The sequence below is a fragment of the Pantoea sp. S61 genome, from assembly GCF_016625145.1.
Classification (GTDB): Bacteria; Pseudomonadota; Gammaproteobacteria; order Enterobacterales; family Enterobacteriaceae; genus Pantoea; species Pantoea rwandensis_B.
This window is the reverse complement of record NZ_JACVUO010000015.1, coordinates 21,102-39,264: the sequence shown is the minus strand read 5'-3', so window position 1 is coordinate 39,264 and position 18,163 is coordinate 21,102. Positions and strand designations below refer to the sequence as shown.

At 54.3% G+C, this 18,163-nt stretch carries 16 protein-coding genes; 5 read left to right on the top strand and 11 right to left on the bottom strand.

What is annotated here, in order from left to right; genetic code table 11:
• Window positions 1-6: 6 nt before the first annotated feature.
• Window positions 7-3,054, bottom strand: coding sequence for a formate dehydrogenase-N subunit alpha (fdnG, locus tag IAE30_RS22495; RefSeq protein WP_200681054.1), 3,048 nt, complete (start codon window positions 3,052-3,054; stop codon window positions 7-9).
• Between the two features lie 304 nt (window positions 3,055-3,358).
• Between fdnG and fdhD the strand changes: the two genes are divergently transcribed.
• Entirely contained in the window at window positions 3,359-4,141 is a 783-nt protein-coding gene (gene fdhD / locus IAE30_RS22490) for a formate dehydrogenase accessory sulfurtransferase FdhD (RefSeq protein ID WP_231638497.1), read from the top strand.
• Here the strand turns inward: fdhD and IAE30_RS22485 are convergent.
• Window positions 4,138-4,914 (bottom strand): DeoR/GlpR family DNA-binding transcription regulator, encoded by a 777-nt coding sequence (locus tag IAE30_RS22485; RefSeq protein WP_045815039.1) that lies wholly within the window; start codon window positions 4,912-4,914, stop codon window positions 4,138-4,140. The two genes, fdhD and IAE30_RS22485, sit on opposite strands and share 4 nt — an antisense overlap.
• Window positions 4,915-5,086: 172 nt before the next feature.
• Between IAE30_RS22485 and IAE30_RS22480 the strand changes: the two genes are divergently transcribed.
• On the top strand, window positions 5,087-6,427 hold the full coding sequence (locus tag IAE30_RS22480; protein ID WP_045815038.1) for an aspartate aminotransferase family protein: 1,341 nt from the start codon (window positions 5,087-5,089) through the stop codon (window positions 6,425-6,427).
• 109 nt (window positions 6,428-6,536) lie between these two features.
• Here the strand turns inward: IAE30_RS22480 and alsE are convergent, their stop codons facing one another.
• From alsE to IAE30_RS22460, 4 genes are read right to left on the bottom strand one after another with little or no spacing between them, the layout of a single operon-like run.
• Window positions 6,537-7,217, bottom strand: a complete 681-nt coding sequence (alsE, locus tag IAE30_RS22475) for a D-allulose 6-phosphate 3-epimerase (protein ID WP_038643882.1) — start codon at window positions 7,215-7,217, stop codon at window positions 6,537-6,539.
• 51 nt (window positions 7,218-7,268) lie between these two features.
• On the bottom strand, window positions 7,269-8,531 hold the full coding sequence (locus IAE30_RS22470) for a PTS ascorbate transporter subunit IIC (RefSeq protein WP_034827723.1): 1,263 nt from the start codon (window positions 8,529-8,531) through the stop codon (window positions 7,269-7,271).
• Between the two features lie 29 nt (window positions 8,532-8,560).
• Complete coding sequence (locus tag IAE30_RS22465; protein ID WP_034827725.1) at window positions 8,561-8,827, bottom strand: PTS sugar transporter subunit IIB; 267 nt, start codon at window positions 8,825-8,827, stop codon at window positions 8,561-8,563.
• Between the two features lie 18 nt (window positions 8,828-8,845).
• On the bottom strand, window positions 8,846-9,286 hold the full coding sequence (locus tag IAE30_RS22460; protein ID WP_038643880.1) for a PTS sugar transporter subunit IIA: 441 nt from the start codon (window positions 9,284-9,286) through the stop codon (window positions 8,846-8,848).
• A gap of 294 nt (window positions 9,287-9,580) precedes the next feature.
• On the opposite strand from IAE30_RS22460, the gene IAE30_RS22455 reads away from it, so the two are divergent.
• From IAE30_RS22455 to IAE30_RS22445, 3 genes are all read left to right on the top strand, one after another.
• The gene (locus IAE30_RS22455; RefSeq protein WP_200681053.1) at window positions 9,581-10,606 is read left to right on the top strand and encodes a LacI family DNA-binding transcriptional regulator; all 1,026 of its coding nucleotides are present in this window, start codon (window positions 9,581-9,583) and stop codon (window positions 10,604-10,606) included.
• Window positions 10,607-10,793: 187 nt separating this feature from the next.
• Complete coding sequence (gene sodA / locus IAE30_RS22450) at window positions 10,794-11,411, top strand: superoxide dismutase [Mn] (RefSeq protein ID WP_038643878.1); 618 nt, start codon at window positions 10,794-10,796, stop codon at window positions 11,409-11,411.
• Window positions 11,412-11,602: 191 nt separating this feature from the next.
• A complete protein-coding gene (locus IAE30_RS22445; protein WP_200681052.1) occupies window positions 11,603-12,607 on the top strand; it encodes a VirK/YbjX family protein in 1,005 nt (334 codons plus the stop codon).
• 7 nt (window positions 12,608-12,614) lie between these two features.
• Here IAE30_RS22445 and IAE30_RS22440 read toward each other — a convergent pair whose 3' ends face one another.
• The 5 genes from IAE30_RS22440 to IAE30_RS22420 form a co-directional block, all read right to left on the bottom strand.
• A complete protein-coding gene (locus IAE30_RS22440) occupies window positions 12,615-12,977 on the bottom strand; it encodes a YibL family ribosome-associated protein (RefSeq protein ID WP_038643877.1) in 363 nt (120 codons plus the stop codon).
• An 88-nt stretch (window positions 12,978-13,065) separates the two neighbouring features.
• Entirely contained in the window at window positions 13,066-13,599 is a 534-nt protein-coding gene (locus tag IAE30_RS22435) for an MltR family transcriptional regulator (RefSeq protein ID WP_038643876.1), read from the bottom strand.
• 76 nt (window positions 13,600-13,675) lie between these two features.
• Window positions 13,676-14,824, bottom strand: coding sequence for a mannitol-1-phosphate 5-dehydrogenase (gene mtlD, locus IAE30_RS22430; RefSeq protein WP_038643875.1), 1,149 nt, complete (start codon window positions 14,822-14,824; stop codon window positions 13,676-13,678).
• Between the two features lie 94 nt (window positions 14,825-14,918).
• A complete protein-coding gene (locus IAE30_RS22425; RefSeq protein ID WP_200681051.1) occupies window positions 14,919-16,853 on the bottom strand; it encodes a PTS mannitol transporter subunit IICBA in 1,935 nt (644 codons plus the stop codon).
• A gap of 479 nt (window positions 16,854-17,332) precedes the next feature.
• Entirely contained in the window at window positions 17,333-18,046 is a 714-nt protein-coding gene (locus IAE30_RS22420) for a DUF3053 domain-containing protein (RefSeq protein ID WP_038643872.1), read from the bottom strand.
• Window positions 18,047-18,163 lie beyond the last annotated feature (117 nt).

Genomic DNA, 18,163 nt, shown 5'->3' with positions numbered 1-18,163 from the left:
GTTCTCCTACACCTTCTCAACGTTAACCAGGAACGCCTTGAACTCTGGCGTTTGCGTGTTGGCATCACCGACAAACGGCGTCAGGGTATTGGCGATAAAGCCTTTCTTCGCAATGCCCTGATAGCCCCAGTGAATCGGAATGCCGACGGTATCGACGGTTTTGCCATCCACATCGAGTGGGCGCAGGCGTTTGGTGACCACCGCTTTGGCTTTGATAAAACCGCGATTGGAGCTCACTTTCACCGTATCGCCCTGCACGATGCCCAGCTTGTTGGCCAGCTTCTCACCAATCTCCACAAACTGCTCCGGCTGCGCGATGGCATTGAGCAACGCGTGTTTGGTCCAGTAGTGGAAATGCTCGGTGAGACGATACGTGGTGCCGACATACGGGAACTGCTCGGCTTTACCCATCGCCGCCAGATCGTCTTTGAACACGCGTGCTGCCGGGTTCGAAATGACGTTCGGATGCAGTGGATTCGTGCCGAGTGGCGTTTCAAACGGCTCGTAATGTTCCGGGAACGGACCTTCGGCCATTTTATCGAGTGCGAACAAGCGGCCCATGCCTTCTGGCTGCATGATAAACGGCCCGACGTTGCTGCCCGGTGCGGCGGTGCTGTAGTCCGGAATATCCATACCGCCCCATTTGCTGCCATCCCATTTGAGGATTTGCCGTTTCGGATCCCACGGGTTGCCCTGTGGATCGGCCGATGCACGGTTGTAGAGGATGCGGCGATTGAGCGGCCATGCCCAACTCCAGTTCAGCGTATTGCCCAATCCACTCGGATCGGTGTTATCACGCCGCGCCATCTGGTTGCCATCTGGCGTCCAGCTACCGGCGAAAATCCAGCAGCCGCTGCTGGTGCTGCCGTCATCTTTCAACTGCGCAAAACTGCTGAGCTGCTGGCCTTTTTTCACCTGCAACGTGCCTTTGTCATCGAACACATCCGCCAGCGCTTTGCCGTTGCTCTCCATCGCCACTTCTTCCGAAGCCGGGTTATCAGGCGTCTGGTAGTTCCATGTCATGTTCAGCACCTGCTCCGGCAAGGCACCGCCTTCGCTGGCGTACATTTTGCGCAGACGGCTGTAGATACCGGAGAGGATTTCACCGTCATTCAGCGCTTCGCCCGGCGCATCCTGACCTTTAAAGTGCCACTGCAGCCAGCGTCCGGAGTTGACGATAGAGCCATTCTCTTCGGCAAAGCAGGTGGAGGGCAGGCGGAACACTTCGGTCTGAATCTTCGCCGGATCAACATCGTTGAACTCGCCGTGGTTTTGCCAGAAGGTCGAGGTTTCGGTGTTGAGCGGGTCGATGGTCACCAGGAATTTCAGTTTCGACAGCGAATCGATCACTTTGCGTTTGTTCGGGAACGACGCAACCGGGTTAAAGCCCTGGCATAAATAGCCGTTCACTTTCCCCTGCGACATCATCTCGAAGTACTGCAAAACGTCGTAGCCCTTGTCCCACTTCGGCAGCCAGTCGAAGCCCCAGCTATTCTCGGCCTGCGCTTTGTCGCCAAAGAAGGCTTTCATCATGCTGACAAAGAATTTCGGGTAGTTACCCCAGTAGTTCACCTGGCCGGGTAGCGTCGGTTTCGGCGTATTGGCCGCGAGATAGGTTTGCAGATCGGTCTGTTTCTCCGACGGCAGCGTCATATAACCTGGCAAACTTTGCGACAGCAGGCCGAGATCGGTGAGCCCCTGAATATTGGAGTGTCCGCGCAGCGCATTGACGCCGCCGCCCGCCATGCCCATGTTGCCGAGCAACAGCTGGATCATCGCCATGGTGCGGATGTTTTGCGCACCGACCGAGTGTTGCGTCCAGCCCAGTGCATACAGGAATGAGGTGGTGCGATCGCGCGCGCTGGTTTCACCGATCAGCTCGCAGACGTGCAGGAAGTCCTCTTTTGGTGTGCCACAAATGCGTGACACCATTTCTGGCGTGTAACGGCTAACGTGCTGTTTCAGCAGATTCCACACGCAGCGCGGGTGTTGCAGGCTGTCATCGCGTTTGGCAAAGCCGTCATCGCCCAGCTCGTAGTTCCAGCTGGTTTTGTCATATTTGCGATTGGCTTCGTCGTAGCCGCTGAACAGGCCGTCATCAAAATGATAGTCCTCGCGCACAATCAGGCTGGCGTTAGTGTACGCCTGCACATATTCATGCTGGATTTTGTCATTTTGCATCAGCCACAGAAGTACGCCCGACAGGAAAGCGATGTCGGTGCCGGAACGGATCGGCGTATAAAAGTCTGCCACCGATGCCGTACGCGTGAAGCGCGGATCGATAACAATCAATTTGGCTTTGTTGTGAATCTTGGCTTCCATCGCCCAGCGGAATCCCACAGGATGCGCTTCAGCGGCGTTACCGCCCATCACAACGATCAGATTGGCATTACGGATGTCGACCCAGTGGTTGGTCATCGCACCGCGACCAAATGTTGGAGCAAGACTTGCTACCGTTGGTCCGTGTCAAACGCGTGCCTGGTTGTCGACCGCTAACATGCCGAGCGATCGGGTAAATTTCTGGGTTAAATAGCCGGTTTCATTGCTGGAAGCGGAGGCGCACAGCATGCCTGATGAGAGCCAGCGGTTCACGGTAACGCCTGCAGCGTTTTGCGCGATAAAATTGGCGTCGCGATCCGCTTTCAGCAGTTTAGCGATACGATCAAAGGCGTCATCCCAACTGATACGCTGCCATTTATCCGAACCTGGCGCGCGGTATTCGGGGTAGTGCAGACGGCTTTCACTGTGGACAAAATCCAGCAGGCCAGCGCCTTTCGGGCACAATGCACCGCGGCTCACCGGATGGTCTGGATCGCCTTCAATGTGGAAAATGGTCTCTTTGGCGTTTTTCGCGCCGTCACCGAGGCTATACATTAATAAGCCACAGCCCACTGAGCAGTAAGTGCAGGTGTTGCGGGTTTCGCGGGCACGCAGCAGCTTGTACTGTCGCGTTTCCGCCAGCGCCACCTCTGGCGTAAAGCCGAGGAGTGCTGCCGATGTCCCTGCCATACCGCCAGCACAGATTTTGAAGAATTTTCTTCGGCTGACGTTCATGAATAATCCTTGAGTCGACATTGCTACAATTTGCCTGCGTCATTCAAATGGTCGCTGCATGACCTTCACCATTCGTTTCTGTCGCTTACGGGTGTAAGCTCCCGACTTGAAGGGGCTTGCTGCCTTGTCACCATCCGAATGACGGGCAAAAATTTTTTTGTGATGCGTTGGGCCGAGGTTCACAATGACCCAACTAACAGTGTGAGAATAGCAGCAGAATAATACCACTGCTTTAATATGGTTGTTGTCCGAGGCGAGCAAAGTGAAAGTCAAAGCACAGGAAAGTCATCAGAGTGTGATTGAGATCTCAGGCGCAGTGCAGGCGCAGGTGCGTCAGCGGCGTGATATCAGCACGTCTGAAACCGACTGGCTGGCACAAGAGGTGCCGATCGCGCTGGTGTATAACGGCATTTCCCATGTGGTGATGATGGCCACGCCCAACGATCTCGAGGCGTTTGCGCTCGGTTTCTCACTCTCAGAAGGCATTATTGAGAAGCCTGATGAGATCTTCGGCATGGATGTGGTGCCCGGCTGCAACGGTATCGAAGTGCAGATCGAACTCTCCAGCCGCCGCTTTATGGCACTGAAAGAGCAGCGCCGTGCCATGGCGGGGCGCACCGGCTGTGGCGTGTGCGGCGTGGAACAGCTCGACCAGATTGGAAAACCGCTGCAGCCGCTGCCGTTTACCCAAACCTTCGATCTGGCGAACCTCGATAGCGGGCTGGCGCAACTACGCAATTACCAACCCATCGGTAATCTCACCGGATGCACGCACGCGGCGGCATGGATGTCGCCGCAGGGGGAATTGCTCGGTGGCTGCGAAGACGTGGGCCGCCATGTGGCGCTGGATAAACTGCTGGGGCATCGCAGCCAGCAGCCGTGGCAACAAGGTGCTGTGTTAGTCTCCAGCCGCGCCAGTTATGAGATGGTGCAGAAATCAGCGATGTGCGGCGTTGAGATTTTATTTGCGGTATCTGCTGCGACCCAACTTGCCGTTGAGGTCGCCGAGCGTTGTCATTTAACGCTGATAGGATTTAGTAAACCGGGACGCGCTACGGTGTATAGCCATCCACAGCGCCTGATTTAAACCACCTGTACCTGTGGCAGCGCCTGTTGGAGCGCGGCTAATGCGCCGGGTTTGGCGGGGCCGCTGTCGCAAATCAGCAAATCCACGTCTCCAATCGGCGCATATACCGTGCGACTGATCACCCCCAGCTTGCTGTGATCCGCCAGTAAAAAGGTGCGCGAAGCCTGCTGCACCATGGCGCGGGCGATCGCCGCTTCGTGTGGATGGAAACTGCTGGCGCCATTTTTGGCATCAATGCCAACCGGTGACAGCAGGGCAACGTCGGCGCGATAGCGGTAAATCTCGTTGACCGTGATTTCACCGCGCGTCTGCTGTGCACCTGCCATCATCATTCCGCCCAGCAAAATCACCTGATTATTCAGCGTTTCATGTTCTTCGGCGGCGCTCAGCGCCAGCGCAGCCTGCAAACTGTTAGTGATAATGGTTAAGCCGGCCATGCTGCGCAGCTGCTCCGCCAGCATGGTGGTGGTGGTGCCGGCATCGAGAAACAGCGTTTGGCCCGGCTGCAAATGCTGCGCAGCCGCTATGGCAATTGAACGCTTCTCTTTTGCCTGGGCACTGCGGCGCACTTGCAGCGGTGCTTCCGGCTGGCTATCTACCGCCACCAAACCGCCATGCACCCGTCGGGCTAAACCCTGCGCTTCCAGCTCAATAATGTCTCGCCGTGCCGTTTCCCGCGAAATACCCAGCTCATTGATAATGCGCTCGGTGCTGACCTGATGCTGCGTGGTCAGCAGGGCTCGAATGCGGTGTAAGCGGGTTTCCTGCAGCATGACTTTTCCCTGTAGCGTAATAATCTGGGCCTAAGCTTACCTGAGTGTCATTACGGCGTCATGTGTATTTAGTTGTATTTGTGTATTTTGTTGCATTTCTCGTTAAAGCAGGCATGATGGTGACAACGGTCACACATCATGCACCCCTTTCACCTTCGCAACGGGAGTTACCATGGCTACACGTTCCACCATCATGGACACCAACAGTTTTCGTGCTGAGCACGCCGACGGTCTGGATGCGGCAACCCGCCAGCTAACAGACAAGCGCAGCAAAGTGTTGGGCGAGTCATATCGCCTGTTTTATCGTAAGCCGGTGCATCTGGTGCGCGGTGAAGGGCAGTATCTGTGGGATGCCGCAGGTAACAAATATCTCGATGTGTACAACAACGTGGCCAGCATTGGCCACTGCCATCCGGCGGTGATCGAAGCGGTAAATCAGCAGATGAAGATGCTGAATACCCACACCCGCTATCTGCACGAACGCATTCTCGATTACACCGAAGAGCTGCTGGCAACCACGCCAGACGCTATCGACCGTGCCATGTATATGTGCACCGGATCAGAAGCTAACGATTTGGCCATTCGCGTGGCGCGTGCTTTCAGCGGCGGTACGGGCATCATCGTGTCGCAGGAAGCCTATCACGGCACCAGCGATCTCACGTCTGGCGTCTCTCCGGCACTGGGCAGCGGGCAGCCACTGGCGGCCACGACACGCCTGGTTTCGCCGCCGGATGCTTATCGTGTCAATACACCGGATCTCGGTGAATGGTTTGCCAACGAAATCCAGAAACAGATTGATGACATGAAGGCGCACGGCATTAAGTTTGCTGGCTTCCTCGCCGATTCAATCTTCTCTTCCGATGGTGTTTTGCCGAACCCTCGCGGTTTCCTGCAAAAAGCGGTGGATGTGGTGCACGCTAACGGCGGTATTTTCATTGCCGATGAAGTGCAGCCAGGCTTTGGTCGTACCGGTGATGCATTCTGGGGCTTTGCCCGTCACGGCGTGGTGCCGGATGTGGTCACCACCGGTAAACCGATGGGTAACGGTATTCCGGTTTCCGGCCTGCTGGCGAAGAGTCATGTGCTGGCGGCGTTTAGTGACGATATCCCTTACTTCAATACCTTTGGCGGCAACCCGGTTGCTATGGCGGCGGCGCAGGCGGTCCTGACGGTGATTAAAGAAGAGGGCTTGCAGGAGCATAGCCGCGTGGTGGGTGCCAAACTGCTCGCCGAGTTGCAGAAGCTGATGGATCGCCATGAGAGCATTGGCGATGTGCGCGGAGCAGGGCTGTTTATCGGCTTTGAACTGGTGCAGGATCGGGAGAGCAAAACGCCGGATAAAGCGCTGGCGCTGGACCTCACCGAGAAGCTGCGCGATCACCATGTGCTGACGTCGGTGGCCGGGCCGTACGGCAACGTACTGAAGCTGCGTCCACCATTGGCTTTCCAGGAATCGGATATTGATTGGCTGGTGGGTGCGCTGGATAAGTCACTGACCGAGCTGGGTCGGTAAACCTGGACGGTTGGCTTAACGCGGTTTCAGGATGATGAACCGGGTCGCCATTCATGGCGACCCGGCTGAGAATCAGCACAATTTACTCCGGGTGCGGACCTGCAAAGAGTCAGGCGGCTGCGGTCTCGGTCGCAAAAATGCTTTCCATCTTCTGCCACGCCTGCGCGACATCCTCATCCAGATTAAACAAACCTGATGTGCCAACGATAAACACATCCACCCCTGACGCGGCAATCTGCCTAAAGGTGCGCGCATTGCAGGAACCATCAATCTCGGTCAGATAGTGATAACCGTGCTCTTCGCGCAGGGTAATCAGCTGGCGAATCTTGTTCAGTGTTTCCGGGATAAATTTCTGCCCCGCAAAGCCAGGGTCCACCGACATCACCGTAACCTTATCCAGCAGATGTGCATACTCACGAATGCTCTCGGCAGGTGTCGCCGGATTTAATACCACGCCGCAGCGACGGCCCGCTTCTTTGATCTGATTCAGCAGACGGAATATTTTGTTATTCGCTGTTTCTGGATGGAAGCTAATAATATCCGCACCCGCTTCGATGCACATCGGAATAATATCTTCCGGGTGGTTCACCATTAAATGCACATCAATCGGCACATCGGTGATCTTACGCAGATTCTCGATAAAGAACGGCGATAACGTAATGTTTTTAACGTAGCTGCCATCCATAATATCGACATGATAAAAAGCCGCAGTGCTATTCATCGCTTCGATCTGTTCACGAAAACGGGTGAGATCCATGCACATTAATGACGGTGAAAATTGAGCGTTCATTGTTTATTTCCTCATTACATAATCCAGCGCCCGCAGGCGCTGTTTATGACATCAATGGAAGAATGAAATAATGTGGCCGAGTACGATGCCGACAATACCGAAGTCCGCGTCGCCAAAGGTGGTGGAAGCAAAGCCCAGGTCGCCCATCAGCGGCAGCAGAATCGCAGGCAGGAAGGAGATCAGCAGCCCTTGTACAAAGGAGCCGACCACCGCGCCGCGACGTCCACCCGTAATGTTGCCATAAACACCCGCGGTGGCACCGCAGAAGAAGTGGGGCACCAGACCAGGAACAATCACGCTCAGACCAAACAGTGGGCACAGGAACATGCTGATCAGACCGGCGGAGAAACTGCACAGGAAGCCGATGATCACCGCATTCGGCGCAAACGGGAACACCGTTGGGCAGTCCAGCGCCGGTTTGGCGTTAGGCACTAACTTATCCGCGATGCCTTTGAAGGCGGGCACGATCTCGGCAATCACCATACGCACACCGGCGAGAATGATATAAACGCCCGCCGCAAAGGTGATGGACTGAATAATCGCGAACACGATGAAGTTCTGACCGCCGCTCACCTGACTTTCGGTGAACTCTTTACCCGCCACCAACACCAGCGCGATAAACAGAATCATCATGGTCAGCGAAATTGCGACCGAGGAGTCACGCAGGAAGTTGAGGGTTTTCGGCACCTTCAACTCTTCGGTGGATGGACTGCCTTTGCCCACCGCTTTACCGACCAGCGCAGACAGCAGGTAACCGGTCGAGCCGAAGTGGCCGAGCGCCAAATCGTCCGAATTGGTGATTTTACGTGTGAACGGCTGCAGAATCGCCGGGCACACCACCATCATGGTGCCGAGAATCAGTGAACCGATGAGCACCAGCCAGAAGCCATGTACGCCGCCGACGGAAAGAATCACCGCCAGCATCGCTGACATATAGAGCGTGTGATGACCGGTCAGGAAGATGTACTTCAGCGGGGTGATACGCGCCAGCAGGATGTTCACCAGCATACCGAACACCATGATCATCGCGGTTTCAGTGCCGTAACTCTTCTGCGCCAGCGCGGCCATCGCATCAGTATTCGGCACGACACCCTGAATATTGAACGAGTGCTCAAACAGCTGGCTGAAAATAGTCAGTGTTGCCGCAATCAGGTTGGCCCCGGCGATAAGAATCACAAAGCCCATGATGGTTTTCAGCGTGCCGGAAATCACATCCGACACCGGTTTCTTTTGCAGTAATAAACCAATCAGGGAAAAAAGGCCGACAAGTATTGCGGGTGTTCCGAGAACATCCTTGATGATAAATTGCAGCATAATTACTCCATGTGAGTAAAATCGGGCTATTACAGATTTTCCGCCAGGATTTCTTTAATTTTGGCGTTATCTAATAAATTCGTCAGACCAAATACCTGCGCGCTATGCCCGGATAATTGATCGGCAATATCTTTGGCGCTGATGATTAAATCAGCCTGCTCAGATTTCGCCGTGGTTAAATCGGTATGGCCCACTTCAGCCTCTTTACCTAATTCCGCCACAATTTTCTTCACGTTCATTTCCACAATAAAGCTGCTGCCTAAACCATTACCGCACACAATCAGGACTTTTTTCATAATAGGATTCTCTGGTGGTTAATTTGTAATAACAGCTTCAATCGCTGGTAGGGTTGCCGCCTTCAGCAACTGCTGCAGGCGAGATTCGTCACTGAATACTTCGGCTAATGCTGTGATCATCTGGATATGATCGTCGCCGGAAACGGCGCACAGCATAATCACCACATACACCGGATCGTTTTCATCCGCTGCAAAACTCACACCGTTTTTCACATGCAGCAGCGACAAACCATTCTTACGCGCGCCCTGTTCTGGACGGGCATGCGGCATCGCCAGGCCGGGTGCCAGTACGTAGTAAGGTCCCAGTTCGGCATGCGAAGTGAAGATGGCATCGAGGTAAGCCGGGGTGATCGCCCCTTCGGCCAGCAGCGGCTCAGCGGATAAACGTACCGCGTCCTGCCAGTTGCTGACCTGCTCTACGATGCGAATATGTTGCGGTGTCAGCCATTGAGTGAGCATCAGTAATTCCTGGTTATTCGTCGATGGAGTGCACTTTAGGTGATTTTCTCACCGCTTTTCTGTGATGATTGTCGCAAAAGTTAGCGCTAACACCGATGTTGTTAAAAAATGTGTTATCGCTAACATTTTTGTGCAGCCCGTTTGTCATCGTTGCAAGCACCTGACATGCTCGGAGATTCTGAAAATGCTCAGCAGGTGAGGTGTGCCCGAATCTGTGGTGATTAACGTGGCACGTTGGCGCATTTGGTTTTAAGCTGCGTGCGGGCATTTGTAGCAAGTCAGATAGGAGAAGGCATGGCAGAGAAAAAACGGCGCGGTACCGGCAAAAGCACACTGGCCGATGTTGCCCGTTTGGTCGGCGTGAGCACCATGACGGCATCACGTGCGTTACGCATGCCGGAAAAAGTCTCACCTGAAATTCGCGCCAAAATTGATGCGGCTGTCGCCGAATTGGCCTACGTGCCAAATATCCAGGCGCGTAATCTGGCGTCGGCATCGTCGAAGCTCATCACCATGGTGGTGCCTTCGTTCGCCACGCCGGGCAGTGCAATTGTATCGGAAGCGCTGCAAGAAATTCTGCGTCCGCAGGGTTACAACATGATGCTGGCGGAAGCCAACCACTCGGCGGCGGAAGAGAGCGAGTTGATTGAGATGCTGCTCTCCTATAATCCGGCGGCGATGGTGCATTTCAACTTCGACAATGCCGCCGAAGCCCATCGTTTGCTGAGTAATTCCGGCCTGCCGGTGATGGACATCGGCGGTGTGCATCAGGAATCTGCGGGTATTAGTATCGGTGTTGATTTTGCCAAAGCGATTCGCCAGCTGGTGCAAAGTTTGGTCGAGCGCGGTTATCGTCATCTCGGCTTGTTGTGCACGCAAACCAATACCACGATTTTCCGCCAGCTGCTGAATGGCTGGCACAGTGGCATGCTGGCAGCGAATCAGGCGCCGCACCGCGTGGTGACCTCGCCAAAAATGCCTACCTTTGCCGCCGGGCATAGCCTGCTGGCTGAGATCCGGCTCACCTGGCCTGAGCTGGATGTGCTGATTTGCACCAGTGACGAAGTGGCGTGTGGCGCCATCATGGCTTGCCACGCCGCAGGCATCTCAATTCCCAGCCAGCTGGCGATTGCCAGCATCGGCGGCGGCCCACTGGCGGCGGTTTGCTCGCCGCCGCTGACCAGCGTTGTACTGCCCTATGAAGAGATGGGGCGCATGGCAGGCAAGCGCTTACTCGCCGCATTGAAGGGAGATGAGCCACCCACCCTCAACGAACTGCCGGTGCAGCTGAAGTTGCGTGCCAGTACGCACAAGATTTAACCCTGCGGCCCAGCTGACAAAAGATGTCACGCTATGTGCGGTGCTTTTCCCAGATTGATCAAATCCTTATCATTACTAAGGCATTGATAACCCTTTTACCGATCATGATTTTAACTATAATGATCCGACTGCTTACGCGGCACCCTGTTAAGGTGATGCTGCAAAACACTAAATGGAGAGGAAGAACATGAGTTATTCACTGCCATCCCTGCCTTACGCGTACGACGCACTGGAACCACACTTCGACAAGCAGACGATGGAAATCCATCACTCTAAACACCACCAGGCTTACGTTAACAACGCGAATGCAGCGCTGGAAGGGTCCGAATTCGCTAATCTGCCGGTTGAAGAACTGATCGCTAAACTGGATCAGCTGCCAGCAGACAAAAAAGGTCCACTGCGTAACAACGCGGGCGGCCACGCTAACCACAGCTTCTTCTGGAAAGGCCTGAAACTGGGCACCAGCCTGCAAGGCGAACTGAAAGCCGCTATCGAAAAAGATTTCGGCAGCGTTGAAGCTTTCCAGGCTGAGTTTGAGAAAGCCGCTACCACTCGTTTCGGCTCAGGCTGGGCGTGGCTGGTGAAAAAGGGCGACAAGCTGGCTGTGGTTTCAACCGCTAACCAGGATAGCCCGCTGATGGGTGAAGCCATTTCTGGCGCATCCGGTGAGCCAATCATCGGTCTGGATGTGTGGGAACACGCTTACTACCTGAAGTATCAGAACAAACGTCCTGATTACATCAAAGCATTCTGGAACGTGGTGAACTGGGACGAAGCGGCTGCACGTTTCGCTGCTGCTAAGTAAGTTCAGGCGATAGCCAACGCACAAAACCGGTGAAGCTGCTTCACCGGTTTTTTTCTTTACGAAAACTAAACACTTCTTAAACCACTTCAAGATTATCTCTTCTGACAATACCGTTACGGTCGTTATTAACCTGTCGTTGATAATTTGGGGCATACAGTAGCCGCAGTTGATCACACGAAAGTAAAATAATTATGTCTACTATCACTACCCCTGTGGCGAATAAAGATTCGTCGGCATCCCTGTTTTTGCCGTTAATTAGCGGAAAAGTCAGACCTGATAAGTTATGGAATAGCAGTATGTTCCGCTTTAAATTTGCTTTAAGGTCTTTAATCTTTCCTGTTACAACATTTAATTACCTTAACGAGTTAGCGAAACTGCCATTTCTACCCCAACTGCTGAAAATGCAGGGTTTGCTGCCGGCTAAACCGCATCGCCCTTACCTGCGCGCGGGCTTCAGCGTGGCGCAACGCGCGCATGCACTGCTTGACCATTACACGCTGATGGATCAACTGGATAATACCAAACTGCGCCAGTTACTGCTGAGTCCGGTTTTAAATGTGATTGCCGCCTTTAACGGAAAAAACGATGAGGTGTTTGCTATTAATTGCTGCCCAGGACATTTTGACCGTGAAGGTGAAATAACCCTGACACTGCATTATCAAACCCTGAATATTGCCTCGCTCTCATTTTCCATTATTCAGGAAAAGGGCAAGCGCACATTATTGATTGGTGGATTGCAGGGGCCGCGCAAACACATCTCAAATGATGTGATCCGCGATGCAACCAAAGCCGCACATGGCGTATTCCCGAAACGTCTGTTAATGGAAGCGGTATTTATTCTGGCGCAACAATGTGGCGTGCAAGCGATTTGCGCGGTAGGAGATACCACGCATGTGTTCCGCAGCATGCGTTATCGCCACAGTAAAGGTGATAAGTTCTTTGCCAGCTACAGCGAGTTCTGGCTGTCACTGGGCGGTGAAGCCCGTGCCGACGACCTGTTTACGTTGCCGCTGCAGATGGAAAGGAAAGCACTGGAAGAGATCGCCAGTAAGAAACGCGCGGAGTATCGCCGTCGCTATGCACTGTTGGATGCGTTGAACACCCAGGTATTGCTGGCCGCAGGGGTTGAACCCGTTGCAGGGGCTGAACCACTGCAGGAAGAGAGCGTAGAACGCGACGTATCACACGCCGCGTAATCGGGTATCAGAACGGCTGCTTCGCGTAGCCGGTCATCACCTTCAGCCCCATCTCACGCCCCAGCGCGGTCATTGGATGCACCACCACCAGGCCGCGCACGCTCTTCTTAAATGCGCCCATGTTGGCTTGTTCTTTCTTGGTGATCTCACGGCTGAAGCCCAGCTTCTGCAGCTGTTGCGCTTCTTTGCTCAGCTTCTCATCGCGAACACTGCGCAGACGTTCAATTTCCTGCACCAGCTTCTCTTTTTCACGCAGCAACTCGCCGAGTTTTTCGGCATCGCCAGATTCCAGCAGCTGGGGTTCTTTGCGATTCAATGCGTCCAGTTGATCACTGAGCAGTTTGATCTCGGCTTTTTCTTGTTCTTTCATCAGGGGAAACTCGTTAAGGAAAACAGGCAAAGGATACATCAAAACGGGGCGATTTTGCAGCGGGGCGGATTCGACCGCGACAGTGCCCCTAAACGGCCGGCTTCTTAAAGGCTTGCTTGTGGGAGATGCGCGATATCAGCTCGGTGAGTGACAGCACCATGGTCGAGCGCACCATCTGCAGATAGCGCTGTTGCTGCATACTGCGTAATGCCTCGTCGTCTCGGGTGAAGTCAGGTTGTGGCGGCCACGCTACGACGCAGTGCAGTTCACCAAACGGCCCCAAAATCTCATCGTCAGTAAAGCGGTAGTCGCTGGTGTCGTGATCGAGTTCTTCACGTAGCGCCAGCAGCAGCTCACAATCTTCATATTCATGGCGATTAATCACGCCCAAGCCGTAAATCAGTTTCAAACGCACCGACAGCTCGCCCAGCGGACCGTCGCCGAGCAGCAACGGTTCAACCGCGTATTTCACGGCATAATCGTCTTTGCGGAAAACCTGCAACACCAGCAGGTTGACCGCTTCAGCCAATAGCTCAACAGCGGCGATCAGGAAGCTTCTCACCGATCGACCGGCGTTCAGGCGCTCAAGCACCCGGTTTTCAAAAGCTTGCTTCTCTTCCATTATTGCCTGCATCGTTCCGCTACCGCCGACGGGCACGGTTGGCACCGCGCCCGAGTGAGCTATTAAAAGGCGCGCATTATGCCATAGCGTTGTAAGCACTCACCACTGAGGTGACCACTTCGCTATTGGCTTCCAGTCCAGAGATCTCGGCCAGTGTTGCCTGTGGGCCTTTCTCAGCCAACAGGGCAGCCAGTTCCTGTGCCTGTGGATCGGCTTCACTGCGGTAGTGCATCGCGGCAGCGATACCCTGCACCAGGTTGGCGTGTGGCAGCTGGTACTCAAGGGTGCCGAGCGTGGGTTTAATCAGACGATCGCCCGCGCTGAGTTTACGCAGCGGCTGGCGGCCAACACGTTCAACATCATCTTTCAGGTATGGATTTTCAAAACGAGTGAGGATTTTCTGGATGTAAGCGGCGTGCTTGTCGGCATCAAAGCCATAGCGTTTGATCAGCACCTCGCCGCTCTCCTGCATCGCACCCTGCACCACGGCACGCACTTTCTCATCCAGAATCGCATCACGGATGGTGGCGTGGCCGGCTAACTGGCCAAGATAGGCGGTGATGGCATGGCCGGTATTCAGTGTGAAGAGTTTGCGCTCGACAAATGCCATCAGGTTGTCGGTCAGCTCCATGCCAGGAATGTTTGGCAATTCACCCTTGAACTGAGTTTTATCCACAATCCATTCGCTGAAGGTTTCGACTGTCACTTCCAGCGGATCGTTGCTGCCGGCCTCAGAAGGCGGCACGATGCGGTCAACGGCGGAGTCGACGAAGCCAACATGCTCTTCAACCCACGCGTGATAGTGCTCTGGCAGCGCTTTCAGCACATGTTGCTTCAACTGACTGGTGCCGCGCACCATGTTTTCACAGGCGATGATATTCAGCGGACGGACATTACCGTTGTCGCTGCGTTTGGCCAGACCTTTCGCCACACCGCCTGCGATGCGCTCCAGAATTTGCGGACCAACCGCCGTGGTAACGATATCAACCTCAGCAATCAGCGTAACGATGTCGTCGCTGGTGCTGTTCACTGCGCTAACGCCGGTAACGATTTCGACCTTTGCCTGCTCGCCAACTACATGAACCGGATACTCATGACGGGCGTTAAGGGCATCCAGAACCACCTGATTCACATCCGCGAAAACCAGTTCGATACCGGCATCAGCCAGCAACTTACCGATAAAACCGCGACCGATGTTACCTGCTCCAAAATGTAACGCTTTCATAAATTTGACCCATATCAAATGACGAAAGGGCGGGCAAATCCGCCCCGGAAATGTGGGACGGGCTTGCCCGCCCCAGGAAAGTTAAAACGTGGTTTTACGCTTTCGCGGTGCTACCTGACAGCAGATCCAGCACATCCTGCACGCTGGTGGTGTTCGCCAGCTTCTCAATCACGCTGTCATCATCCAGCGCGTTGGTCAGGCTGGTAATCACCTGAATGTGTTCGTTATTGCGAGCGGCAATACCAATCACCAGGCGCGCTACGTCATCGGCTTCTTCACCAAACAGCACACCTGCTGGGTACTGGCAGAACACCACGCCAGTTTTCAGCACGCGATCTTTGGCTTCCACGGTGCCGTGCGGCACAGCGATAGACTCACCGAGATAGGTCGGGGTCAGCTTTTCACGTTCCAGCATTGCTTCAACGTACTCTGGCTGGACATAACCGCCTTTCACCAGCTGCTCACCAGCAAATCGAATCGCCTGCTCTTTGTTGCTGGCGCTCAAGCCGAGGAACACGTTGTCCGCGCCCAGTTTGAACAAATTAGCGCTGCCATCGTCATAGCTGTCTGCCAGCGTGGTCTGCACGGTTTCACGATGTGCTTCACTGCGGTTAGCGGCGATCAGACGTTCAGTCAGATTGCTGTAAAGCGCGCTATCGAGGAAGTTGTTCAGTGAAATATGCTGCGCCTGCGGTGCCTGACGCATCGCGCGTTCCGTCAGATCGCGGTGGGTAATCACCAGATCCACATCGCCCGGCAGTGAGTTAATCGCACTGTTGGTTACCGAGATATTGCTCAGGCCGGCATCCAGCACTTTCTTACGCAGCACACCTGCACCCATGGCGCTTGAACCCATACCGGCATCACAGGCCACGATGATTTTACGCACGTGGCTCACATCAACACTGTTGGCATCGGCGATAACCGGAGAACCCGCAACGGCCTGACCTTTCGACTGCGCTTTCATATCACGCATACGCTGAGTCGCAGCTTCGATATCGTCATCTTCTTTCACTTTGCTGGTTTTCAGCAGGATAGAAGAGACCACGAAGGAGACAGCAAACGCCGCGATGATGGCCGCGATGTTGGCGAAGTATGCGCCTTTTGGCGTCATCGCCAGAACTGCAAGGATAGAACCCGGAGACGCTGGAGACACCAGACCGCCGTTCAGTACGGTCAGGGTGAACACGCCTGTCATACCACCGAGGATCACCGCCAGCAGCAGACGTGGCGCCATCAGCACGTACGGGAAGTAAATTTCGTGGATACCACCAAGGAAGTGGATGATGGCCGCACCGCCTGCAGACTGCTTGGCGCTACCGCGACCAAAAATCATGTAGGCAACCAGCACACCCATACCTGGGCCTGGGTTAGCTTCAATCAGGAAGAAGATAGATTTACCGGCTTCGCTGGCCTGCTGGATACCCAGTGGCGAGAAGATACCGTGGTTGATGGCGTTATTGAGGAACAGGATTTTCGCCGGTTCAACAAAGATAGAGGTCAGTGGCAGCAGGTTGTTCTGCACCATCAGATTTACGCCCGCCGCAAGGATGTGTGACAGACCTTCAACCAATGGACCGATGCCGATGAACGCCAGCAGCGCCAACAGCATACCGATGATACCGGCTGAGAAGTTGTTAACCAGCATCTCAAAGCCGCTTTTGATTTTACCATCAACCATACGGTCAAAGGTTTTGATCGCCCAGCCGCCCAGTGGACCGGCAATCATCGCGCCGAGGAACATCGGCATATCTGCACCGACAATCACACCCATGGTGGTAATAGCACCGACCACGCCGCCGCGATCGCCGCCCACCAGGCGTCCACCGGTGAAACCGATCAACAATGGCAGCAGGTAAGTGATCATAGGGCCGACGAGTTTCGCCAGCGTTGCGTTTGGAATCCATCCGGTTGGGATAAACAGTGCTGTGATGATACCCCAGGCGATAAACGCACCGATGTTTGGCATCACCATGTTACTCAGAAAGCGACCAAAGCTCTGGACCTTGACCTTCGCTGATGAGGACATAAACCCACCCCTTATTGAGACGCGCTGCAATAAGAGCGCGGTTGTTTTTGTTAAGACTTTTATTGAGCCGTTCCGGCGCGGGCCGTGGCATCACTGTATGCACGCGGACTCTAGCACTAGTTTATTACGCTGCGTAGCATCCGGGATAAGTGTGATGCAGATCACTCAAAATTGGGGTGGTCAGGGTGCTATAAGGTGATGAAGATCACATAAATAGAGTGTAAGAAAAGTACGAAGGCGAAATTTTAAGCAAAACAACGGGATAAATGTGACTTGAGTCACCTTTGAAGTGCTGTGGTTTGTTTCATAAGTGTGATTGAGATCACAAACTATTTTTGGTTGAAAATGCGCCAGATCACACAATAGCGATGCAGATAAGTGAGGTGTAAGGAAGTGACGAAAAATCTGAAAGATGCTATGAAGAGTATGTCAGGAAAGGGGCGGCCTGTTAGTCGCCCCTGAACGCATTAAAAGCGAGGTTACAAACCACCCTGCACAGCGTTCTGTGCCTGAGTCAGGGCTTGAGCATTGCTGGAAAGGTTGCTCATCAGGGTGTTGTACTGCGTGGCCTGATCCTGCGTTGGGAACTGAACGCCACCGTCATTGAAGGTCACACGCGTGCCCTGCGACTGCAGATAATCACCGGTTTGCACCGCCGCCTGGCTCAACGCCTGCAGCTGAGGCAGCAATGGAATCAGCGTACCTGCCGGCTGCGTCACCACTTTGGCGTAGACGCTGTCATACACTTTCTTCAGATCGTCTGGCTGCTTCAACGTGGCTTTGCTGCTGTCGGCCTGCATTTTGGCGCTCTGAATCTGCTGTGACAGCACACTGAGGTTGCCGCTCGCCTGACGCAGACTGTCGCGACGGGTCAGATAATCTTGTGGCACACGAATCGCGGCCAGTTCATCAACCACAGGGCGCATGCCTTGCTCAACCGCCTGATTGGCCTGCTGTGAGAAGCCATACAGAATGGCGTAGTCGCCCGCGTAGTTACCGAAGGTCTGCTTCTGGTTTTCGCTCAGGCTGGGCAGATGCTCGCCGCTGCGCATCGCGGTATTCTGCAGGAAATCGGTGAAAGCTTTGCGCTGATCGCCTTCTTTATCGCCACAGGCGGTAAGTTGCAGCACAACCAGTGCGCTGACCATAAGCATGCCGGTACGCATCCAGATGCGGGATAATCCTGACGCCATGTTGAACTCCTGTTATGGCTAATTTCGATTCGGTGGGAATGGTCCTAAAGGATAGTGCAATGGCCTGGCGTGTACAACGGGTTGAGAGGCGGCAAACTGTGGCAAAGCGCGCACCCT